The organism is Variovorax sp. GW821-FHT06D12, from assembly GCF_059419205.1.
The window spans coordinates 115,643-137,921 of sequence record NZ_JBWKRI010000005.1; the positions used below are offsets into that span (position 1 = coordinate 115,643).

Here is a 22,279-nt window from a genome sequence, read left to right on the forward strand (position 1 = left end):
CCGTCCGGGTACTTAATCGGAGAGGCGAAAGCGCGTGTCGCCCAGCGTGTCGAGTCCGAACTGCGCCAGCAGCTCGCGCAGCCGCGTCGCCGCACTCGCCTTGCGCTGGCCGGTGTAGCGCGCCAGGATCAGCTCGTTCTTCATGCTGTGCTCCCAGCCGACCAGCTCGGTGACCGTCACGCTGTAGCCGTTGGCTTCCAGGTACAGGCAGCGCAGCACGTTGGTGAGCTGGCTGCCGATCTCGCGCGTGTGCAGCGGATGGCGCCACAGCTCGGCCAGCGGCGTGCGCGACAGGGCCAGCGCCTTGGTCTCGCGCAGGCACGCCGCCACTTCGGCCTGGCAGCAGGGCACGAGCACCATGCAGCGCGCCTTCTTGGCCAGGCCAAAGGCGATGGCGTCGTCGGTGGCGGTGTCGCAGGCGTGCAGCGCGGTGACCACGTCGATCTGCGCCGGCAGCTCGCTCGCCTGCGCCGACTCGGCCACGGTGAGGTTCAGGAACGACATGCGCCCGAAGCCCAGCTGCTGCGCCAGCGCACGAGAGCGCTCGACCAGCTCGCTGCGCGTCTCGATGCCGTAGACATGGCCGCCCTGCCGCGCGCGGAAGAACAGGTCGTAGATGATGAAGCCCAGGTACGACTTGCCCGCCCCGTGGTCGGCCAGCGTGGCCTCGGCGCCCTCGCCCGGCAGCTCGCGCAGCAGCTGCTCGATGAACTGGAACAGGTGGTAGACCTGCTTGAGCTTGCGCCGCGAATCCTGGTTGAGCCGGCCTTCGCGCGTGAGGATGTGCAGCTCCTTGAGGAGCTCGACGGACTGGCCCGGCCGCAGGACTTCGGCCAGCTCGGCTTCGGCCTTCGCAGCCTTGTTGGTGGGGTGGGCTTTCGCGGGACGGGGCATGGTGTTCTTGTTGTTCATGGCGTGGCGCTTCCCGGGCCGACATCGAGCGCGGTCCAGCCGTCGGGGCCCAGGGCTTCAAGCGTCTCGATGTTGCGCTCGAAGATCGCCTCGGCCTCGGGAAAGGCCTCGACCGCGCGGTCCACGCTGTCTTCGCGCAGCAGGTGCAGCGTGGGGTACGGCGCGCGGTTGGTGGCGTTGGTGATGTCGTCGGCCTCGGTGCCGGCGAACTGGAAATGCGGATGGAAGCTGGCGAGTTGCAGCACGCCGTCGAAGCCCGCGCGGGCGAGCTTGCGCTCGGCGCGTTCGGTGAAATCGTTGAAGTCGAGAAAGTCCGCCAGCGCGTGGGGGACGATCAGCAAGGTGGTGTCGCGCACCTCGGCATCGAGCGCCACGAGCGCGCGGGCCTCGGCCAGCAGCGCATCGATGAGGCGGCCTTCGTGGGTGTCGAGGTAGGTGAGGTAGTGGATCTGGCCCTTCACATGCACCGCCTTGGCGAAGGGGCACAGGTTGAGGCCGATCACGGCGCGCTCGAGCCAGCGCCGGGTGTCGGCTTCGGCTTGCGCGGCGTCGATGACCGTCGGGTCGCTCATACCGTGGCCTCCGTCAGTCGGCGGATGCGCCCGAGGCGCGCGGCGACCGCCATGCCGGCAAGCGAGCAGGCCAGCGTGGCGGTCCAGGTCCAATGCCAGCCACCGACGCGGTGCGCCAGCCAGGCCACCGCCGGTGGCGCCAGGAACTGGCCGAGCGACGACGCCTGCTGCATCAGGCCGACGGTGGTCGAGACGGTGCTCGGCCCCGGCGCCAGCCGCACGCCCAGCAGGAACAGCGTCGCCGGCACCATGCCGCCGCCGAGCGAAAAGGCGCAGATCGCGGCATAGCGCAGCGCGGGCGGCAGGCCCAGCGCCTCGGCGCCGGCGCCCTGCCCTACCTGTGCGAAGGCGGCGACACCGCCCAGCGCCATGGTCAGGAAACCCCATTGCAGCAGGCGCTCTGGCGCCACGCCGCGCTGCAGCCAACGACCGCCCATGAGGTTGCCGACGATGTTCATCGCCGCGGCCAACGCGGTCAGCACCGCGCTCCAGGCGGCGGGCACCTTCGCGTCGGCATAGATGGCGGGAAGAAAACCGATCACGGCCATCCACTGCGACGAGTACACGGCGAAGGTCAACGCGACCAGCCACGGCGCGCGCGCGCCGACCGTCTCGCGCAGCCGCGACGCCCATCCGGAGGATGCGGGCTGCAAGCTCGCGCCGACCACGCGGGGCCGGTCGCGCGGCACCGCCAGCCACACCCAGAGTGCCGCACCCGCCGACACCAGCGACAGCGTCCACCACCAGTCGGCCCATCCGCCCCAGCCGATCAGGGCCGGACCGATGAGCAGCGCCAGTGCCACGCCGAGCGGCATGTAGGCACCCCACAGGCCCAGCGCAGCCTTGTCGGCGCCTGCCGGTGTCAGTGCGCGGATGAGCCCCGGGCCGGGCATCACCGCCATCAGGAAGCCGATGCCTTCGGCCGCACGCAGCACGAAAAGCCACAGCACCGCGTGAGACCCGCCCAGCAGACCGGCACCGACGGCGCCCCCGAGCAGGCTGGCCGTCGTCAGCACCGCCAGCCCGATCAGCATGCTGCGCCGCAGGCCGATGGAATCGGCCGCGAGCCCGGCCAGCAGCCCGAGCGTCATGCTCGCGACCTGGACCAGCGAAAGAAGGAAGCCGGCCTCGACCAGGTCGATGCCGAGCGACGCCTGCAGCGCCGGCACGGCGGGCGGCAGCTTGCCCAGGTGCAGCGCGGCGCTGACGCCGCCCAGCACGACGGCGAAGGCCGCGGCCGGCACGCGGGCCGACGCGCTGTTCGAGCGCACGGCCGCCGTCATGCGATGCCCCGCCGGCCAGTCAGTCGCTCGTGCTCGCGCATGGCAAAGCGGTCGGTCATGCCGGCGATGTAGTCGGCCACGGCGCGATGGCGGTCGCGGCGTTCCGCGAACGACGCGGGCATCTCGGTGCCGCGCGCCAGGTAGGCGTCGAACAGCCCGCGCACGACCTCGCTCGCCTGGTCGGTGGTCTGCGTGACCTGCGGATGGCGGTAGAGGTTGCGGAACAGGAACTGCTTGAGCGCCTCCGACTGCGCCTGCATGACGCCGCTGAAGGCCACCAGCGGTGGCGCCTGGCGCACGGCGTCGGCATCGGCGGGCGCCAGCGCCTCGATGGCCGCGCGCGTCGTGTCGATCACGTCGTAGACCTGCGCGCTTAGCATGCGGCGGATGGTTTCATAGAGCACGCGCCGCCCCTGGCCCTGCAGGTGCGGATGCTCGGCCAGCGCTTCGCGGCGGTAGCGTTCGAACAGTTCCACATCGGCCAGCTGCTCGACGCTGATCAGGCCCGAGCGCACGCCGTCGTCGATGTCGTGCGCGTTGTAGGCGATGGCATCGGCCAGGTTGCACAGCTGCGCCTCCAGCCCCGGCTGCGTGCGGTCGAGAAAGCGACGGGCCACGCCCTGCGGCTCGGCGGCCTCGAGGCGCTCCGCGTTGGCGCGCGAGCAATGTTTGAGGATGCCTTCGCGGGTCTCGAAGCTGAGGTTCAGACCGTCGTACTGCGGGTAACGGTGCTCCAGCGCATCGACCACGCGCAGGCTCTGCAGGTTGTGCTCGAAACCGCCGTGCTCGGCCATGCAGGCGTTGAGCGCGTCCTGGCCCGCGTGGCCGAAGGGCGTGTGGCCCAGGTCATGGGCCAGCGCGATCGCCTCGACCAGGTCTTCGTTGAGCCGCAGCGCGCGCGCGATGGAGCGGCCCAGCTGCGCGACTTCGAGCGAATGCGTGAGCCGCGTGCGGAACAGGTCGCCCTCGTGATTCAGGAACACCTGGGTCTTGTAGACCAGCCGGCGGAAGGCGGTGGAATGGACGATGCGGTCGCGGTCGCGCTGGAAGGCGTCGCGCGTGGGCGCGGGCGGCTCCGCGTGGCGCCGTCCGCGCGAGCGCGCCGGATGGCAGGCGTACGCCGCGAGGCTCACGGCCGGATCTCCGCGTGTCGCGCCGCGCTCATGCCACGCAGCACTGCGCGAGCACGTCGCGCACCATCGCGTCGGGCGCGCTGCGCACGACGGCGGAGCCGGGCCGGTCGATCACCACGAAGCGGATTTCACCGGCTTCCGATTTCTTGTCGACGCGCATCAGCTCCAGGTAGCGCTCGGCGCCCAGCGCCGGCCCCACGGTGGGCAGGCCAGCGCGCTCGATCAGGCGGGTGAGCCGCGCAACGAAAGCCGCGTCGACACCGCCGAGCCGCTGCGACAGCTGCGCCGCCATGACCATGCCGCAGCCGACAGCCTCGCCATGCAGCCACTCGCCGTAGCCCAGGCCCGACTCGATGGCATGGCCGAAGGTGTGGCCGAAATTGAGGATGGCCCGCAGGCCGGTCTCGCGCTCGTCCTGACCGACCACCAGCGCCTTGATCTCGCAGCTGCGCTTCACAGCATGGGCCAGCGCGGCCGGGTCGCGAGCCACCAGCGCCTCGATGTTCGACTCGATCCAGTCGAAGAAAGCCATGTCGTAGATCGGGCCGTACTTGATGACTTCGGCCAGGCCGGCGCTCAGTTCGCGCGGCGGCAGCGTCTGCAGCGTGTCCAGGTCGCAGAGCACGAGTTGCGGCTGGTAGAACGCGCCGATCATGTTCTTGCCCAGCGGGTGGTTGATGGCCGTCTTGCCGCCCACCGAGGAATCGACCTGCGCCAGCAGCGTGGTCGGCACCTGCACGAAGGGCACGCCGCGCATGTAGCTGGCGGCGGCGAAGCCGGTCATGTCGCCCACCACCCCGCCGCCGAGCGCGAACAGCACCGTCTTGCGGTCACTGCCGTGGCCCAGAAGGGCGTCGAAGATCAGGTTGAGGGTCTCGAGGTTCTTGTATGCCTCGCCGTCGGGCAGTTCGAGCAGATGGACCGTGCGGAAGCGGCCGGCCAGCACGGTTTGCAGGGCCCGGGCGTAGAGCGGCGCCACGGTGGTGTTGCTGACGATCAGCGCGCTGGCGGCCGCGGGAACGACACCGAAGCTGGCGGGGTCTTCCAGCAGGCCGCCGCCGATCAGGATCGGGTAGCTGCGCTCGCCGAGCTGGATCTCGACGCGTTCGGGCTTTGGCGGGGCGGAAAGTGCGGGCGAAACAGGCAAGGACATGGCCACGAGTTTAGGCGCTCGGGCCTGCCAGGGTCAGTCCGAGGGCTCTTCCGGATGGGCGCCGGGTTCGACCACCCCGGCCAGCTCGAGCTGCATCACGATGAGGTTGACCAGCACCGCGATCGACGGCCGGCCGGTGTCGACCACGTCATGGGCCGTTTCCCGGTAGAACGGGTCGCGCGCATCGTGCAGTTCGCGCAGCCGGCCCAGCGGGTCGGCCACCTGCAACAGCGGGCGCTTGACGTCGTGGCGCAGGCGCCGGAACAGGTCTTCGGGCGAGGAGCGCAGGTAGATGACGTGGAAATGGTCGCGCAACTGCTGGCGGTTGGCCTCGCGCAGCACGGCGCCACCGCCGGTCGCCAGCACGCCGTGGGGGTGGGCGGCCAGGTCGGCGATGACCGCCTGCTCGATGTCGCGGAAGGCGGCTTCGCCCTCGCGATCGAAGAAATCACGGATCGTGCAGCCGATGCGCTGCTCGATCACGTGATCGGTGTCGATGAAGGGAGTGTTCAGCCGGGCACCCAGACGCCGGCCCACTGCGGACTTTCCGGCGCCGGGCAACCCGACAAGTGCGACCGCCACGCGGTGGCTGCTACGCCCGCGCGTCAGCGCGCGGCGTTGCGGTCGGTAATCATCTTCGGGGTGATAAAGACGAGCATTTCGGTCTTGTTGGCAACGCGTTCGCGCTTGCGGAACAATGCCCCCATGTAGGGGATTTCACCCAGCACCGGCACGCGCGATTCGTCATTGGTTTCGGTGAGCTCGAAGATACCACCGATGACGACCGTGCCGCCGTTCTCGACCAGCACCTCGGTCTGCACGTGCTTGGTGTTGATGGCCGGGCCCGCCGAGGTGTTGACGCCGCGGGCGTCCTTGCTCACGTCCAGCGTGAGGATGATGTTGCCTTCGGGCGTGATCTGCGGCGTGACTTCAAGCTTCAGCACCGCCTTGCGGAACGAGATCGAGGTCGCGCCGCTGGAGGTGGCCTGCTGGTACGGGATTTCCTCGCCCTGCTCGATCAGCGCCTTGGTCTGGTCGGCCGTGATGACGCGGGGGCTGGAGACCAGCTTGCCCTTGCCGTCGGCTTCGAGGGCGGAGATCTCGAGGTTCAGCATGCGCGACAAGCTCGAGTTGAACAGCGAGATCGCGAAGGTGCCTGCGGCGTTGCCGGTGCCGCCAGCGTCGCCGGCGGGCAGGTTGATGAAGTTGGAGTTGGTCCAGGTGGCTGCTGCGCCGCCGACGCCGCCGGCGTTGGTGGTGGCAGGCATGACGCCGAAGGTGCCGTATGCCGGATTGCCGTTGGCCGACGCGACGCGTTCGCGGGAGATACCGCCGCCCATCCGCACCCCGAGCGACTTGCCGAAGGTGTCCGAGGCTTCCACGATGCGCGCCTCGATCAGCACCTGGCGGACTGGAATGTCCAGCTTCTGGATCAGGTCGGCGACCTGGGCCAGGCGCGAGGGAACGTCGGAAACGAACAGCTGGTTGGTCCGCGCTTCGGCGATCACGCTGCCGCGGGGGCTCAGGATGCGCGAGGTCGTACCACCGCTGCCGCCACCACCTGCCGATGCACCAGTCCCCGTCAGCCCTTGCGCAATGGCAATGGCCTTCGTGTAGTTCAGCTGGAAGGACTGCGTGCGCAGCGGCTCCAGGTTCTCGATCGCCGCCTTGGCTTCGAATTCGAGCTTTTCCTTGGCGTTGATCTCGTCCTTGGGCGCGATCCACAGCACGCTGCCGTTCTTGCGCATGCCCAGGTTCTTCGCCTGCATGATGATGTCGAGCGCCTGGTCCCAGGGCACGTCCTTCAGCCGCAGCGTCAGTGCGCCGCTGACCGAGTCCGAGGTCACGATGTTGAAGTTCGTGAAGTCGGCGATCACCTGCAGCAGCGAGCGGATCTCGATGTTCTGGAAGTTGAGCGACAGCTTCTCGCCGTTGTAGCCGACGCCTTGCGTGAGCTTGCTCGGGTCGACCTTGCGCGCGCGGACTTCCACCACGAACTGGTTTTCGCTCTGGTAGGCGCTGTGCTCCCAGTCGCCCTTGGCATCGATCGTCATGCGCACGCGGTCGCCCGATTGCTGCGAGGTGATCAGTTGCACCGGCGTGCCGAAATCGGCCACGTCGAGGCGGCGGCGCAGGCCTTCGGGCAACGTCGACTTGGTGAATTCCACCACCAGGCTCTTGCCCTGCTGCTTCACATCGACGCCGACCTGGTTGTTCGGCAGGTCGACCAGCACGCGGCCGGTGTTGTCGGCGCCGAGGCGGAAATCGACGTCGCGCAGCGGCAGCGTGTCGCGGTTGCGGTTCTCGGCAAAAGTGGTCGCCGCGGAAGCGACGAGTGCGGTGCCAGCCACCGGCTCGAGCACCACCAGCAGCGACTTGCCCTGGATCTCGGCCTTGTACGCCGTGGCCTGCTTCAGGTTCAGCACCACGCGGCTGCGGTCACCGGCCTGCACCACGTTGACCGAGCGCAGGTTGCCTTGGTTCACCTCGATGGCCGAGCGCCCGATGGCGTTCGTCACGCCCGGGAAGTCCAGTGCGATGCGCGCCGGCGTCTGCACGGAGAACCCGGCAGGCACGGCGGTGAGCGGCTGCGCCAGGTCGATGCGGATCACTTCCGCGCCCGACTGGGTCGAGCTCGTCACCGACTCGATCGCGTTTTGCGCATGGGCGACGGCCAGGGCACCGAAAGCCAGCAGACCCAGCCCGGCGGCGCGCAGCCACTGTGCCATCGTTGATTTTTTATGGTTCATTTCGCACTCTCTTGCAACTGCAGCGTGGCTACGCGTTCGATCCATTCGCCCGCGGCGTCCTGCACGATCTCGCGCAGGGCGACTTCGGTTTCGTTGATACGGGTGATGCGCCCGTAGTTGAGCCCCAGGTATTCGCCGACGCGCACCTTGTAGAGCAGCTTGTCCACACGCACGAGCGCCACCGGCTGGCCGTTGCGGTTCATGCTGCCGACCATCGCCATCGTGTCGAGCGGGAACGCCTCGAGGGCTTCCTTGCGGCGCGCCAGTTCCGGCGCGATCAGCTCGGAGGTGCTCGGCTGGTTCGACTCCCGGCGCAGCGCCTGGGTCAGCTTCAGCATGTTGAAGGGCTCGAACGACGACGCCTCGGTGTAGGCCTGCGGCGTGAACTTCTTGGGTTCGGAGATCGGCGGCACCGAGGGCTTGATCTGGGCGCGCTGCTCGACCATCCAGCGCTGCAGGTCTTCCTGGTCGGAATCGCCGCAGGCGCTCAGGCCCAGCGTGGCCAATGCCAGCCACAGGACTTTGGCGACCGGCTTCATTTCTTCGCCTTCGGCGCCGTGGCGCGTTTCTGTGCGGCCCGCTCGTCTTCGTCGAGGTAGCGGTAGGTGCGCGCGGTGGCGTCCATCGTCAGCACGTCCTTGTCCTTCTGCGGTGTGACGGTCACGTTGTTGAGCGTCACGATGCGCGACAGGCTGGCCACGTCGGCCGCGAAGGCGCCCATGTCGTGGTAGCGGCCCGTGACGCGCACGGCGATCGGCAGCTCTGCGTAGTAGTCCTTGACCGACACCTGGCCCGGACGGAACAGCTCGAACTGGAGGCTGCGGCCGAGGCCGGCCTGGTTGATGTCCGAGAGCAGCGCGTCCATTTCCGCCTTGCTGGGCAGTTGCTTTTCGAGAAGGATCACGTACTGCTGCACCTGCTCGCGCTGCTTCTTCAGCAGGTCGAGGTTGGCGGCTTGCGCCACTTTCTTCTGGTAGTCGGTCCGGAGCGTGACTTCCTTGGCGCGCTCGGCTTCGAGTTCGTCGTTGGAATTGGTCAGCCAGACGAACCACAGGCCGACCAGCACCAGGGCAGCCAGGGCCAGGCACAGGGCGTAGCGCGGCACCGCCGGCCACATGGAAGGATCGTTCGGATTCAGTCCGCGGAACTGGTCGCCGAAGTTGCGCAATGCGGTGGCGACGTCGACTTTGGGGAGGGATCGGTTGCTGATGGCCATGATCGGTTACCCCTTCGCCTGCGCCTTGGCGGCCAGGGCCTTATCGGCCTCCGCCTTCTGGGCGTCGGTGGGCCGCTTGAGGCCGATGCGCATCGTGAAGTTCGCAACGCGGCGTTGGTCGCGCTGGCTCAGGTTCACGTTGGCCGAGGTGATTTCGACCAGCTCAGGCTTCACCAGCCAGGGGCTGTTGTTGCCGAGGTTGCGCAGCAGTTCCGACACGCGCTCGTTCGACTGCGCCATGCCTTGCAGGGTCACGGTCTGGTTCTCCTGCTTCATGCTGGTGAGGTAGACGCCGTCGGGCAGTTGCCGGACGAGTTCGTTGAGCAGGTGCACGGGCAGATTGCGGTCGCCTTGCAGGTCTTCCACGGCCAGCTGGCGCGCGCGCAAGGCTGCGATTTCCTCCTGCAGTGTCGAGATTTCCTTGATCTCGACTTCGAGCTTCTTGATCTCGGCCTGAAGGAAACCGTTCTTCGATTGCTGAGCCGAAATCTGGGCCTCGAACCACAGGTAACCGAGGCCGGCGATCAGGGCGCCCAGCAGCGCGGCACCACCCAGGGTGCCGTAGAAAGCCTCGCGGCGGCGCTTGCGCGCGGCTTCGCGGTGCGGAAGCAGATTGATCAGGATCACTGCAGGAACCTCCGCATGGCCAGGCCGCAGGAGGTCAGATAGGAAGGCGCTTCGCGGCGGACCTTCTTCTCGCGAATGCTGGGGCCGAAGTCCATGCCGTCGAACGGATTCACGAGCGAACAGGCAAAAGAGGTCTGGCGGGTCACGGCATTGGTCAGCCCCGGCAGCGACGACGAGCCGCCCGCCAGCAGCACGTAGTCGACGCGGTTGTGCGGCGTGCTGGTGAAGAAGAACTGCAACGCGCGCGCGATTTCCTGCGCGATGCTTTCGACGAAGGGCTTGAGCACGCCCGAGCCGTAGTCGTCGGGCAGGTCACCGCTGCGCTTCTTGGCTTCGGCTTCCTCGGCAGAAAAACCGTACTGGCGCACGATCAGCTGGCTCAATTGAGCGCCGCCGAAGGCCTGGTCGCGGTCGTACAGCACTTCCTGGTTGCGCAGCACCTGCATGCTGGTCGTGAAGGCGCCCACCTCGAACAGCGCCACGATGGCGTCCACGCCCTTGCCGGGGAGCTGCTCGATCAGGCGCGCGGTTGCGAGGCGCGAGGCATACGACTCGACGTCGAGAATCATGGCCTTGAGGCCCGCGGCTTCCGCTAGGCCTTCGCGGTCCTGCACCTTCTCCTTGCGGGAGGCGGCGATCAGCACTTCCACGTCGCCGACGGAGGTCGTGCTCGGTCCTGTCACGCAGAAGTCGAGGCTCACCTCATCGAGCGAGAACGGGATGTACTGGTTGGCTTCGGATTCGACCTGGATCTCGAGCTCCTGCTCGCTCATCCCGCCCGGGAGAATGATCTTCTTGGTGATGACCGCCGAGGGCGGCAGCGCCAGCGCCACGTTGCGGGTCTTGGTGCCGCTCTTGCGCACGACACGGCGGACGGCTTCGGCGACTTCGTCGAATTTCTCGACGTTGCCGTCGGTGATCCAGCCGCGTTCGAGCGGTTCGATGGCGCAGCGCTCCAGAACCAGCTTGCCGCTGGCCTCACGGCCGAGCTCCACCAGCTTCACGCTGGACGAACTGACGTCCAGTCCCAGCAGGGGGGCGTTCTGACGACGAAACAATGATCCAAGAGCAGCCAAGTTAGGTCCCTCTCCCCCTGTTATTTGTAACCAATGGAAAAATATGCGTTCGGTTGCATGCTAGCAGCAGGCACAGCGCCCACCAAGCGTGCAGAAAGCCCGAAACCGACAACCGTTGTCAAAACGTGACGTCAAAGCCGCATTCTGTAACTTTCTGCTTAGCCCCTGGAGAGGGAATGCGCGAGGTAACAAAGATCCGGAGGCGCCGAGGGGGCGGCTTTTTATAATGTCCGGTGACTCTCCGGGCCCCCATGCAAGAAACTTCCAGCCCGAAAGGGCGCGCCAAGACTCCTCCACCCGAACGCCCCTTCTGGCTGAAATGGCTGTTGCGTTTCGTGTTCTGGGGGGCGGGCATCGCTGCGGCGGGCCTGCTTTCCATCCTGTGCGTGGTGGCCGTGGCCCTGGCAGTGGCCTATCCCAACCTGCCGGACATCTCGGAACTCTCCGACTACCGCCCCAAGCTGCCGCTGCGCGTGTTCTCCGCCGAAGGCACGCAGATCGGCGAGTTCGGGGAAGAGCGACGCAACCTCACCCCCATCGCCGCGATCCCCAAGGTCGTGAAGGACGCCGTCCTGGCCGCCGAAGACGCCCGCTTCTATGACCACGGCGGCGTCGACTACAAGGGGCTGGTGCGCGCCGGCCTCGCCAACCTGAACCGCGTGAAGAGCCAGGGCGCCTCCACCATCACGATGCAGGTGGCCCGCAACGTCTACCTGAGCTCCGAGAAGACGCTGACCCGCAAGATCTACGAGGTGCTGCTGACCTTCAAGCTGGAGCACCTGCTCACGAAGGACCAGATCTTCGAGATCTACCTGAACCAGATCTACCTGGGCAACCGCGCCTACGGTTTCGCGGCCGCTTCCGAAGCCTATTTCGGCAAGCCGCTGTCCGAGATGACGATTGCCCAGGCCGCCATGCTGGCCGGCCTGCCGAAGGCGCCCGGCGCCAACAACCCGGTCAACAACCCGCAGCGCGCACGCGGGCGCCAGTTCTACGTGATCGACCGCATGCAGGAGGCCGGCTTCATCACCGCCGAGCAGGCGGCCGAGGCCAAGAAGGAAGAGCTGCACCTGCGCGACGCCGCCGACCCGAACCGCCTGCACGCCGAGTACGTGGCGGAAACCGTGCGCCAGCTGATGTACGCCCAGTACGGCGACAGCACCTACACGCGCGGCCTCAAGGTCTACACCTCGCTGGTCGCCGCCGACCAGGCCGCGGCCTACAAGGCCCTGCGCAAGGGCATCATGGATTACGAGCGCCGTCAGGTGTACCGCGGCCCCGAGAAGTTCATCGACCTGCCGAACGACCCCAAGGAGCTCGACGAGGCGGTGGACGACGTGCTGAACGACCACCCCGACAACGGCGATGTCATGGCGGCCGTGGTGCTCAAGGCCACGCCCAAGGAAATCCAGGCCATCCGCGCCAACGGCGACGCCGTGCAGATCACGGGCGACGGCCTCAAGCCCGCGCAGTCCGGCCTGTCGGACAAGGCACCACCCAACATCAAGATCCGCCGCGGCGCCGTGATCCGCGTCGCGAAGACGCCCAAGAACACCTGGGAAATCACCCAGCTGCCCGAGGTGGAAGGCGCGTTCGTGGCCATGGACCCGCGCGACGGCGCCATCAAGGCGCTGGTCGGCGGTTTCGACTTCGGCAAGAACAAGTTCAACCACGTCACGCAGGCCTGGCGCCAGCCGGGTTCGAGCTTCAAGCCCTTCATCTACTCGGCGGCGCTCGAAAAGGGCTTCACCCCCGCCACGGTCATCAACGACGGCCCGCTGTTCTTCGACGCCGGCACCACCGGCGGCCAGCCCTGGGAGCCCAAGAACTACGGCGGCGGCTTCGACGGTCCGATGTCGATGCGCACGGCGCTGATGAAGTCGCGCAACCTCGTGTCGATCCGCATCCTGCAATCCATCGGCACGCGCTACGCGCAAGACTGGATCACCAACTTCGGCTTCGACAAGGACAAGCACCCCGCCTACCTGCCGATGGCGCTCGGTGCCGGTGCCGTCACGCCGATGCAGATGGCGGTGGGCTATTCGGTGTTCGCCAACGGCGGCTACCGCGTGAATCCGTACCTCGTGACCCGCGTCACCGACCACAAGGACCGCGTGCTGGTCGACGTCCAGCCGCCGCTGCTCAATGAAGCCTCGCGCGCCATTCCGCAGCGCAACGCCTTCATCATGGACACGCTGCTGCAGTCCATCACGCGCGCCGGCACGGCCGCAAAGGCGCAGGCGATGCTCAAGCGCCCCGACCTCTACGGCAAGACCGGCACCACCAACGACTCGCTCGACGCCTGGTTCGCGGGCTTCCAGCCCACCATGACGGCGATCTCGTGGATCGGTTACGACACGCCGCGCAACCTGGGCGACCGCGAAACCGGCGGTGGCCTGAGCCTGCCGATCTGGATCAACTACATGGAAACCGCCCTCAAGGGCGTGCCCGTGACCGACCTGTCGACCACGCCGCCTTCGGGCATCGTGAGCGTCGGCGGCGAGTGGTACTACGACGACTACGCGCCGGGCCGCGGCGTGTCGAGCCTGGGCGTGGAATCCTCCGCGCCGGTAGCACCGGCCGAAGCCCTGAGCGGCCCGGCGATCAGCGCGCCTGCGCCGCCCGAGGAGCGCAACCGCATCCTCGACCTGTTCAGGAACTGATCAAGAAAGCGGGAAAGCGGCGGCTCAGGCCGCCGCGAACACCAGCGGCTGCCCCGCCTGCAGGGTCGCCTCGCGCGACAGGTTGCCGAAGAATTCTTCCCCGGTCTTGGTGTCCACCCACACCCGGCCGTCGTGCCGGTAGTGGTAGCCGCCGGAGCGCGCCGCCAGCCAGATTTCCTGCAGCGGCTTCTGCAGGTTCACGATCAGCTGGCTGCCATTGCGAAACGACATCGTGATCATCCCGCCGACCCGCTGGTTGTCGATGTCAGCGTCGGTCGCGTCGTTGATGCGGTCGCAGCCCTGCTCGATGGCAGCAAGCGCCGCCTCGGCGCGGTCCATGTACTCGGTGTCGGTCATTACAATTTCAGCATGTTGAATGTTCGCCAAATTCTAGTGAGCGCTCGCGCCCGCACCGCGCTCATGGTCTGCCTTGCCGCCAGCGCGGCCGGCCTTGCGGCGTGCGGACAGCGCGGCGCGCTCTATCTGCCGACCGATCCGGCGGCCGCCCAGCGCGCCACCTTGCCCCAATTGCTCACCCCCGGCGGCTCCAAAGCCTCCGACAACGAAGCGGCCCCCAAGCCCGCCGCAGCCAGCAGCGCCCCCGCCTCCCCCCAGAAATGACGACGAACACCCCCCTGCCCGGCCACCCCCACATCGCCCACCGCGACGGCGCGCTGCACGTCGAGGGCGTCGCACTCGACGCGCTGGCGCGCACGCACGGCACGCCGCTGTTCGTCTATTCGAAGCAGTGGATGCTCGATGCCCTGGCCGCCTACCAGCGCGGCTTCGAGGGCCGCGACGCGCTGATCTGCTACGCGATGAAGGCCAATTCGTCGCTCGGCGTGCTGCGCGTGTTCGCCGAGGCCGGCTGCGGTTTCGACATCGTCTCGGGCGGCGAGCTGTCGCGCGTGCTGGCGGTGGGCGCCGATCCGAAGAAGATCATCTTCTCGGGCGTCGGCAAGACGCGCGCCGAGATGCGTCAAGCCCTGGCGGCCGGCATCGCCTGCTTCAACGTCGAGAGCGAAGCCGAGCTCGACGTGCTCAACGAGGTGGCACTGGCCGAGAAGGTGCGCGCACCGATCAGCATCCGCATCAATCCGAACGTCGACCCGAAGACGCACCCGTACATTTCCACGGGCCTCAAGGGCAACAAGTTCGGCATCGCGCACGACCGTGCGGTGCAGGCCTACCAGCACGCCGCCCGGCTGCCGGGCCTCGAGATGGTCGGCATCGACTGCCACATCGGCTCGCAGATCACCGAAGCCTCGCCCTACCTGGACGCCTGCGACCGCGTGCTCGACCTGGTGGAGGCCATCGAGGCGGCCGGCGTGCCGATCCATCACCTGGACTTCGGCGGCGGCCTGGGCATCGACTACAACGGCGAAGTGCCGCCCAAGGCCGATGCGCTGTGGCAGCAGCTGCTCGCCAAGCTCGATGCGCGCGGCTTCGGCCAGCGCAAGCTGGTGATCGAGCCCGGCCGCTCGCTGGTCGGCAATGCCGGCGTGTGCGTGACCGAGGTGCTCTACACCAAGCCCGGCGAGGACAAGAATTTCTGCATCGTCGACGCGGCCATGAACGACCTGCCGCGCCCCGCGATGTACCAGGCCTTCCAGAAGATCGTGCCGCTGCGTGAGCGCGCCGGCGACGCGCCGACCTACGACGTGGTGGGCCCGGTCTGCGAAAGCGGCGACTGGATCGGCCGCGACCGCGCACTCAACGTGGTGGCCGGCGACCTGCTGGCCGTGCTGTCGGCCGGTGCGTACTGCATGAGCATGGCCAGCAACTACAACACGCGCGGCCGTGCCGCCGAGGTGCTGGTGAGCGGCGCCAGCGCCAAGCTGATCCGCCGTCGCGAGACGATGGAAGACCAGCTGCGCGCCGAGATCGACGGCTGATCCGGTCTCAGCCGGTGCGCAGCGGCTTCTCGCTGCCGCGCACGGCCACCGCCGGTCTGGCCTGGCGCTTGCGCGCGAAGTTCCACACGCGCCACGCCAGCAGCACCCCGATGATTGCGGCGTAGACGAACACCTCGGCGAAGTTGTTCTTGCCCGCGCGCATCCAGAAGAAGTGCAGCAGCCCGAGCCCCGCGATCACGTAGACCAGCTTGTGCAGCAGCTGCCAGCGCTTGGCGCCCATCGCCTTGATCGCGCGGTTGAACGACGTGGCCGCCAGCGGCGTCAGCAGCACGAAGGCCGAGAAGCCCACCAGGATGAACGGCCGCTTGGCGATGTCCTTGGCGATTTCGCCCCACTCGAAGCCCATGTCGAACCAGCTGTAGCACAGCAGGTGCAGCACCACGTAGAAGTACGCGAACAGGCCCAGCATGCGGCGCAGCCGCGCCAGCGCATTGAGCTTGGCGATCACGCGCAGCGGCGTCACCGCCAGCACGATGCAGATGAAGCGCAGGGTCCAGTCGCCCGTCGCGCGGATCAGGAACTCGGCGGGGTTCGAGCCCAACCCGTCGGTGAAGGCGCCGAAGGCCAGCCGCGCGAACGGCAGCAGGCACAGCAGGAAGACGACCGGCTTGGTCGCCGGGTGCATGAGCAGCTTGTTCAGCATGGCGCAACGACCGGGCGGGCCCGCCCGCTCAGTAGTTCTTCTTCAGGTCCATGCCGGCGTAGAGCTGGCCGACCTGCGCCTCGTAGCCGTTGAACATCTCGGTCTTGCGCCGCTTCGCGAACAGGCCGCCGCCGTCGCCGATGCGGCGCTCGGTCGCCTGGCTCCAGCGCGGGTGGTCGACGTTCGGGTTCACGTTCGAATAGAAGCCGTACTCCTGCGCCGCCGCCTTGTTCCAGGCGGTGCTCGGCTCCTTCTCGACGAAGCGGATCTTGATGATCGACTTGGCCGACTTGAAGCCGTACTTCCACGGCACCACGAGCCGCACCGGCGCACCGTTCTGGTTGGGCAGCACCTCGCCGTACATGCCGAAAGCCAGCAGCGTGAGCGGGTGCATCGCCTCGTCCATGCGCAGGCCTTCGGTGTAGGGCCAGTCGAGCACGCGCGAGCCGACGAAGGGCATGGTCTTCGGGTCGGCCAGCGTCACGAACTCGACGAACTTGGCGTTGCCCTGCGGCTCGACCTTCTTGATGAGCTCGGCCAGCGAGTAGCCGACCCACGGGATCACCATCGACCAGCCCTCGACGCAGCGCAGGCGGTAGATGCGTTCTTCCTGTGCACTGAGCTTGAGCAGGTCTTCGATGCCGTACTTGCCCGGCTTCTTGACCAGCCCCTCGACCTCCACGGTCCACGGCCTCGTCTTGAGGGTGCCGGCGTTCTTCACCGGATCGCCCTTGTCGACGCCGAACTCGTAGTAGTTGTTGTAGCTGCTCGCGTCCTTGTAGTCGGTGAGCTTTTCCATGGTCTGCGCGCCCGGCACGGCCGACTTGGCGCCCGGCAGCAAGGCCAGCTTGTGCGGGCCGGTCGCCTGGGCGAAGGCCTCGCGCCCGGCAAAGCCCGCCAGAGCGGCGCCTGCGGCACCCCCGGCCATCAGCTTGAGCAGGTCGCGCCGGCCTTCGTAGGCCGCGCGCGGCGTGATCTCGCTCGACAGCGGATGGGTGAAACCGCGGGTGTCGCGACGGTGCGAACGGGAAGGGAACGACATGACAGGCCTTTCGCGTGAATCGTTGTGCTCAGGGTAGTTCGTGACATGCCCCGGTTTGGTTACGCGCCATGGCGGCGCGTGGTTTCAATTCTTCGCAAAAGGCGCAAAGCCTGCGCTTACAGCGTGCCGTAGCTGTGCAGCCCGCTCAGGAACATGTTCACGCCCAGGAAGGCGAAGGTGGTCACGGCCAGGCCGGCCAGCGCCCACCAGGCCGCCACGGTGCCGCGCAGACCCTTCACGAGGCGCATGTGCAGCCAGGCCGCGTAGTTGAGCCAGACGATCAGCGCCCAGGTTTCCTTCGGGTCCCAGCTCCAGTAGCCGCCCCAGGCGTCGGCCGCCCACAGGGCGCCGAGCACGGTCGCGATGGTGAAGAAGGCGAAGCCGACGGTGATCGACTTGTACATGACGTCGTCGAGCACCTCGTTGGCCGGCAGGCGCGCCGCGATGCGCTTGCGTCCCAGCAGGATGCCCGCGGCGATCAGCGCCGAGATGCCCGCGTAGATCACCCAGTAGCTGCCGCCAGCCTCCTGCACGCGCTGGCGGAAGGCCACCGGCACGAAGCACAGCGCCACGCCCAGGAGCCAGATCGGCGTGAGCTTGTACCAGCGGGTCTCGCTCGCCTGCTCCTTGATGAGGTAGGCAAAGGCCACCATGGCCGCGAGCGCGAAGGTGCCGTAACCGATGAAGTTGGCGGGCACGTGCAGCTTCATCCACCAGCTCTGCAGCGCAGGCACCAGCGGCTGGATCTCGTGCGCCTCGCGCACGATCGTGTACCAGAGCAAAAAGCCCACCGCCGCGCTCACCACCAGCATCACGAAGGCACCCAGCGCACGCGTGTTGTAGCGCTCTTCGAAATACAGGTAGAACGCCGCCGTCAGCCAGCAGAACAGCACGAACACTTCGTACAGGTTGCTCACCGGGATGTGGCCGATGTCCGGGCCGAGCTGGTGGCTTTCGTACCAGCGCACCATGGTGCCGATCAGCGCCATCGTCACGGCCGCCCAGGCCAGGCGTGAGCCGATCAGGTCGAAGGTGTCGGCCTGCTGCTTGCCGGCGGCGAAGCCGATCCAGTAGAACAGCGTGCTCATGAAGAACAGCACGCTCATCCAGAGGATGGCCGACTGGCTCGACAGGAAGTACTTGAGCCAGAACACCGAGTCGGCGCGCGCCAGGTCGCCCTGGTAAGAGCTGATGGCCAGCAGCGAGGCCGCGGCCACCACCAGCGTCAGCACCCGCAGCGGGCGCCAGAACCAGCAGATGCCGATAACCGAAATCAGCGCGGCCACCAGGATCGGCTTTTCGTAGCTGTCCATCGAGCCGGCGTGGCGCATGAAGGCGAACGCGCCGCCGGCCAGCACCAGCGCCGCGAACACCCAGTCGAACAGGTTGCGGCGGGATAGCCAGCTTTCGTGGAGCGTGAGGGTCGTGGTGTTCATGGTGACGCCGGTTCTTCTTTCTTCAGGGCGAGCAACCTGTGCTTCAGGTGCTCGAATTCGCGATCGCTGTCCAGGGTCTTGCGGTTGACCGAGAACGCCATCGTGGCGACCGTTTCGCGGCCGTCGTTGTCTCCAGAGGCGCCGCCGCCGGGTGTCAGCCACACCCACAGGCGGCGCTCGCGCACGTACAGCATGGCAAAAATACCGACGATCAGCAACAGACACCCCAGATAGACGATGTTCTTGCCAGGGGCGCGCGCCACCTGGAACACGCTGGCCTGCACCTGGGTGAAGTCGGTCATCATCATCGCGACCGGCGCCGGGTAGAAGTGCGCGTCGCTCAGCGCCAGCACGGCCTGCGTCAGGTAGCCCTGCGATTTCTCGTCGTTCGGCAGCGCGGCCAGGCCGGCGCCTTCGCGGCTCAGGTTGAGCACTTCGAACAGCACGTCGTTGAGGATGCGCACCAGCACCGTGCCGGCGCGCTCGCGCTCGGCCTCGGGCACGTTGGCTTCCATGAATTCGGCAATCGCCTGCCAGCCGCCCTGCGACGCGGCGTCGGCCTTGGCGCGCTCGGCGCCCGAGAACAGCGCCAGCGCGCGGGCGGCCGACACGCGCAACTGCTCGGCCATTTCGGGGCGCTTGGGGTCGGTCGCCTTGGCGATGTAGCGCTGGATGGCGCGCTCGCGCGTGGCGGGATCGCCCAGCGCGGTGCGCATGCGCACGAAGCCGTCCATCGAGCCCTGCTCGTCGGCCGGCACGCGCAGGTAGCGGAACGGCTCCTCGGGCTTCTCTCGCATGCCCAGCAGGAACACCGGCTGGCCGTCGCCGGCGTCGACCGGCACCATGTAGTTCTGGTACTCGCGCGCCTGGCCAGCCGCGTCGCGCAGCTTGTAGCCGATGCTGGGGCCGATGTTGCGCAGCACCTTGGGCTTGTTGGTCTTGTTGGCGGCGCCCAGGCGCGACTCGATGCCGTGGCGCAGGTCGACCTTGCGCACGTCGGCGCCGCTGCCCATCGCGCCGCCGTCGGCGAAGTTCTCCACGTTGATCACGCGCAACGCGGCGTACTCGAGCGTGAGCTTGTCCTTGCCGTTGGTGATCTCGGTGCTCGGGCCGCCGATGATGCCCTCGACCTCGAAGGGCTTGGCCGCGGCCGCCATCGGCACCGCCTTGAGCTTCACCGTGGAGCCGCCGTCGTCGAAGCTCGACTGGTAGATCTCCACGCCCTTGTAGCTGGCCGGGTGGTTCACCTCGATGCGGGCGGGCACCTGCTCGCCGCTTTCGCGGTCGTGCAGCACCACCTCGCTGGCGAACAGCTTGGGCATGCCGGTCGAGTAGTAGTCGACGATGAACTTCTTCAGCTCGATGGTGAACGGCAGCTCCTGCAGCAGCACGCCGTCGGCCTGGTTCAGGATGGCCACGTTGCCCCGCCCACCCTCGGGCACGAGGATGTTGCCGCGGAAGGTCGGGTTGGCGGTCGACAGGCGGTGCTCGGGCGCCACGTCGGCGATCATGCCGCCGCCCGTGAACACGCTCTTGCCGTTGAACCAGGTCTGGGCGCGCACGACGAGGTCGCCGTCGAGCAGGCCGCCGATGCACACCAGCACGATGGCGCTGTGGGCGGCGATGTAGCCCAGCTTGTGCGCGCCGCCGGCGCGCGCCGCGACCATCCAGCCCGCCGCGGCCTTGCCGTCGGCGCTGGCGTTGCGCTGCTGCAGCTTGACCTTCCAGCCACCGCTCACGAGCAGCTGGCCGATGCGGTTGGCCGCCATGTCAGGCGTCTCGGCCAGCCGGTTCTCGGCGCGCTGGCCGAAGGCCTTGAGGCTCTGCGCGCGGATGTCTTCCTTGAAGGTGCGCAGGTCGATCAGGATGCGCGGCGTGTTGCGCGCGACGCACAGCGACGTGCTGATCACCAGGAACAGCAGGATCAGCAGGAACCACCAGGCGCTGTAGACCGAGTCGAGCCGCGCCGTACGGAACAGCTCGGCCCAGAAAGGCCCGAACTGGTTGATGTAGTTGTTGATCGGCTCATGCTGCTTGAGCACGGTGCCGATGATCGAGGCGATGCAGATGACCGTCAGCAGCGCGATCGCGAAGCGCATCGACGACAGCAGTTCCACCGCGGCGCGAAGCAGCTGCGGGCCGCGATGCACGCGAAGGCCATGGGTGGAGACGGTCATCGGGAGGGAACCAGGAAAGAGGAAAAAAACAAAAGGGCGGGCCATCCTCCTGGATCGGCCCGCCCTTTGTTTGGGATTTTTATCGGCGGTTAGTTCACGCTGGACAGCGCGACGGCAAAAATCAGCGCAGGCCGGCGATGTAGTCGGCCACGGCCTTGATTTCGCGGTCGTTGAGCTTGGCGGCCACGCCGTTCATGGGCGAGCTGTTCAGGCGGACGTTGTCGCGGAAGGCCACGAGCTGGGCCACGGTGTAGTCGGCATGCTGGCCGCCCAGACGCGGGTACTGGGCCGGCAGGCCGGCACCGTTCGGGCTGTGGCAGCCGGCGCAGGCCGGGATCTGGCGATCGCCGATGCCGCCGCGGTAGATCTTCTCGCCGAGGGCGACCGTGTCCTTCTCCTTCGAGAAGCCCGGCTTGATCTTCTTGGAGCCGACGAACCAGGCGATGTTGCGCATGTCTTCTTCGGACAGCGCCGAGGCCAGCGGCTTCATGATGGCGCTCTTGCGCTTGCCGGACTTGAAGTCCTGCAGCTGCTTGAGGATGTATTCGGGGTGTTGTTGCGCCAGCTTGGGATTGGCTGCGATGGCCGAGTTGCCGTCCGCGTTGTGGCACGAAGCGCAGCTTTGGCTGTTGGCCGGCGTCGCATTGAACAGCGTGTCGCCCTTGGCGGGATCGGGCTTGGCCGGCTTGGCGGCTGCCGCTGCGGGGGCAGCTGCATGCTCATCGGCTGCAAAACTCGCGCTGGCTGCGACGCCCATGAGGGCTGCAAGCAGAATATTGGCAAACAACTTCATATCGGGGGCTTCGAATTTATGGCGCAAAACCCCGCGATTCTACAATGGCGCCCCGTTCCGAAAGCCCATTGATGACCTCCCCGCGCGCCAAGTCCGCCGCTTATCCTCCCCGCGCGGCCCCTGCCGTGGACCCGCAGGTCGCTGAACGCGAGCGCGTGGCCCTCGGTTGGCTGCACACCGCCCACTTCCTGACCAGCGCTCCGCAACTCGAGCACCTGCCCCCAGTCGACCTGCCTGAGATCGCTTTTGTCGGCCGATCCAACGCCGGCAAATCGACCGCCATCAACACCCTGACGCAGCAGACGCGCCTGGCCTTCGCCTCGAAGACGCCCGGCCGCACGCAGCACATCAACCTGTTCGGCATCGGCAAGCAGAAGGTCGACGACGCCGTGCTGGCCGACCTGCCCGGCTACGGCTATGCCGCCGTGCCGAAGGAAGCCAAGCTGCGCTGGCAGCGCGTGATGGGCAACTACCTCATGACGCGCGAAAGTCTGCGCGGGGTTGTCCTGATGTGCGATCCGCGCCACGGCATGACCGAGCTCGACGAGATCCTGCTCGACGTGATCCGTCCGCGCGTCGAGCAAGGCCTCAAATTCCTGGTGCTGCTGACCAAGTCCGACAAGCTCACGCGCACCGAAGCCGCCAAGGTGCTGTCGATTACGCGACTGAACGCCGGCGGCGGCGAGGTCAAACTGTTCTCGGCCCTGAAGAAGCAAGGGGTCGGCGAAGCGGCCGAGCTGCTGTGGCGCTGGGTGCACCCCGACGACGCCGCGCCAGCGCCCGCGCCGCCACCGGCCGACGACGCCTGATGCGCTAGAGGAACCGGCTGCATCGAGCGCCTCGCCTGCGAAGTTCACTATCAAAACAATAGCGACAGTCAACCCAAG

Annotated in this window: 21 protein-coding genes; 4 read left to right on the plus strand and 17 right to left on the minus strand. The window is 67.4% G+C overall.

Features of this window, described 5'->3' with window-relative positions:
* Positions 1-12 precede the first annotated feature (12 nt).
* From AC07SQ_RS16850 to AC07SQ_RS16900, 11 genes are read right to left on the minus strand one after another with little or no spacing between them, the layout of a single operon-like run.
* Positions 13-912 carry a class I SAM-dependent methyltransferase gene (locus tag AC07SQ_RS16850; RefSeq protein ID WP_495272438.1) on the minus strand — a complete coding sequence of 300 codons (900 nt, stop codon included), beginning with the start codon at positions 910-912 and terminating at the stop codon, positions 13-15.
* Positions 909-1,484 (minus strand): DUF1415 domain-containing protein, encoded by a 576-nt coding sequence (locus AC07SQ_RS16855; RefSeq protein ID WP_354347914.1) that lies wholly within the window; start codon positions 1,482-1,484, stop codon positions 909-911. The genes AC07SQ_RS16850 and AC07SQ_RS16855 overlap by 4 nt, the downstream gene beginning before the upstream one ends.
* Positions 1,481-2,767, minus strand: coding sequence for an MFS transporter (locus tag AC07SQ_RS16860; RefSeq protein ID WP_495272437.1), 1,287 nt, complete (start codon positions 2,765-2,767; stop codon positions 1,481-1,483). Before AC07SQ_RS16860 ends, AC07SQ_RS16855 begins: the two co-directional genes overlap by 4 nt.
* The gene (locus AC07SQ_RS16865) at positions 2,764-3,900 is read right to left on the minus strand and encodes a deoxyguanosinetriphosphate triphosphohydrolase (protein WP_495272436.1); all 1,137 of its coding nucleotides are present in this window, start codon (positions 3,898-3,900) and stop codon (positions 2,764-2,766) included. Before AC07SQ_RS16865 ends, AC07SQ_RS16860 begins: the two co-directional genes overlap by 4 nt.
* Before the next feature lie 28 nt (positions 3,901-3,928).
* Entirely contained in the window at positions 3,929-5,053 is a 1,125-nt protein-coding gene (aroB, locus tag AC07SQ_RS16870; RefSeq protein WP_495272435.1) for a 3-dehydroquinate synthase, read from the minus strand.
* Positions 5,054-5,086: 33 nt separating this feature from the next.
* On the minus strand, positions 5,087-5,635 hold the full coding sequence (locus AC07SQ_RS16875) for a shikimate kinase (protein WP_062471759.1): 549 nt from the start codon (positions 5,633-5,635) through the stop codon (positions 5,087-5,089).
* A gap of 23 nt (positions 5,636-5,658) precedes the next feature.
* Positions 5,659-7,803 carry a type IV pilus secretin PilQ gene (locus AC07SQ_RS16880; protein ID WP_495272434.1) on the minus strand — a complete coding sequence of 715 codons (2,145 nt, stop codon included), beginning with the start codon at positions 7,801-7,803 and terminating at the stop codon, positions 5,659-5,661.
* A complete protein-coding gene (locus AC07SQ_RS16885; protein ID WP_070059946.1) occupies positions 7,800-8,342 on the minus strand; it encodes a pilus assembly protein PilP in 543 nt (180 codons plus the stop codon). The genes AC07SQ_RS16880 and AC07SQ_RS16885 overlap by 4 nt, the downstream gene beginning before the upstream one ends.
* The gene (locus AC07SQ_RS16890; protein WP_062471770.1) at positions 8,339-9,019 is read right to left on the minus strand and encodes a type IV pilus inner membrane component PilO; all 681 of its coding nucleotides are present in this window, start codon (positions 9,017-9,019) and stop codon (positions 8,339-8,341) included. Before AC07SQ_RS16890 ends, AC07SQ_RS16885 begins: the two co-directional genes overlap by 4 nt.
* A 6-nt stretch (positions 9,020-9,025) precedes the next feature.
* Positions 9,026-9,646: a PilN domain-containing protein gene (locus AC07SQ_RS16895; protein ID WP_492728433.1), complete on the minus strand. Its 621-nt coding sequence runs from the start codon at positions 9,644-9,646 to the stop codon at positions 9,026-9,028.
* Positions 9,643-10,722, minus strand: a complete 1,080-nt coding sequence (locus AC07SQ_RS16900; protein WP_062471776.1) for a pilus assembly protein PilM — start codon at positions 10,720-10,722, stop codon at positions 9,643-9,645. The genes AC07SQ_RS16895 and AC07SQ_RS16900 overlap by 4 nt, the downstream gene beginning before the upstream one ends.
* Positions 10,723-10,973: 251 nt before the next feature.
* Here AC07SQ_RS16900 and AC07SQ_RS16905 point away from each other — a divergent pair, with 251 nt between their 5' ends.
* The gene (locus AC07SQ_RS16905) at positions 10,974-13,385 is read left to right on the plus strand and encodes a penicillin-binding protein 1A (protein WP_169805026.1); all 2,412 of its coding nucleotides are present in this window, start codon (positions 10,974-10,976) and stop codon (positions 13,383-13,385) included.
* A 24-nt stretch (positions 13,386-13,409) separates the two neighbouring features.
* On the opposite strand, the gene cyaY is transcribed toward AC07SQ_RS16905, so the two are convergent.
* On the minus strand, positions 13,410-13,742 hold the full coding sequence (gene cyaY / locus AC07SQ_RS16910) for an iron donor protein CyaY (protein ID WP_062471779.1): 333 nt from the start codon (positions 13,740-13,742) through the stop codon (positions 13,410-13,412).
* Positions 13,743-13,754: 12 nt separating this feature from the next.
* Here cyaY and lptM point away from each other — a divergent pair, with 12 nt between their 5' ends.
* Both lptM and lysA read left to right on the plus strand, forming a co-directional pair.
* The gene (gene lptM / locus AC07SQ_RS16915; RefSeq protein WP_062471782.1) at positions 13,755-14,006 is read left to right on the plus strand and encodes an LPS translocon maturation chaperone LptM; all 252 of its coding nucleotides are present in this window, start codon (positions 13,755-13,757) and stop codon (positions 14,004-14,006) included.
* Positions 14,003-15,280, plus strand: a complete 1,278-nt coding sequence (gene lysA, locus AC07SQ_RS16920; RefSeq protein ID WP_495272433.1) for a diaminopimelate decarboxylase — start codon at positions 14,003-14,005, stop codon at positions 15,278-15,280. Before lptM ends, lysA begins: the two co-directional genes overlap by 4 nt.
* A gap of 7 nt (positions 15,281-15,287) precedes the next feature.
* Here lysA and msrQ read toward each other — a convergent pair whose 3' ends face one another.
* The 5 genes from msrQ to AC07SQ_RS16945 all read right to left on the minus strand — a co-directional run bounded on the left by msrQ (position 15,288) and on the right by AC07SQ_RS16945 (position 21,392).
* Positions 15,288-15,941 (minus strand): protein-methionine-sulfoxide reductase heme-binding subunit MsrQ, encoded by a 654-nt coding sequence (gene msrQ, locus AC07SQ_RS16925; protein WP_495272501.1) that lies wholly within the window; start codon positions 15,939-15,941, stop codon positions 15,288-15,290.
* A gap of 31 nt (positions 15,942-15,972) precedes the next feature.
* Positions 15,973-16,986, minus strand: a complete 1,014-nt coding sequence (msrP, locus tag AC07SQ_RS16930) for a protein-methionine-sulfoxide reductase catalytic subunit MsrP (RefSeq protein WP_495272432.1) — start codon at positions 16,984-16,986, stop codon at positions 15,973-15,975.
* 116 nt (positions 16,987-17,102) lie between these two features.
* Entirely contained in the window at positions 17,103-18,422 is a 1,320-nt protein-coding gene (ccsB, locus tag AC07SQ_RS16935) for a c-type cytochrome biogenesis protein CcsB (protein ID WP_095743751.1), read from the minus strand.
* A complete protein-coding gene (locus AC07SQ_RS16940) occupies positions 18,419-20,599 on the minus strand; it encodes a cytochrome c biogenesis protein ResB (protein ID WP_095743750.1) in 2,181 nt (726 codons plus the stop codon). Before AC07SQ_RS16940 ends, ccsB begins: the two co-directional genes overlap by 4 nt.
* Before the next feature lie 121 nt (positions 20,600-20,720).
* A complete protein-coding gene (locus AC07SQ_RS16945) occupies positions 20,721-21,392 on the minus strand; it encodes a c-type cytochrome (protein ID WP_095743749.1) in 672 nt (223 codons plus the stop codon).
* 71 nt (positions 21,393-21,463) lie between these two features.
* Between AC07SQ_RS16945 and yihA the strand changes: the two genes are divergently transcribed.
* Positions 21,464-22,201 carry a ribosome biogenesis GTP-binding protein YihA/YsxC gene (gene yihA / locus AC07SQ_RS16950; protein WP_307584259.1) on the plus strand — a complete coding sequence of 246 codons (738 nt, stop codon included), beginning with the start codon at positions 21,464-21,466 and terminating at the stop codon, positions 22,199-22,201.
* Positions 22,202-22,279: the final 78 nt, after the last annotated feature.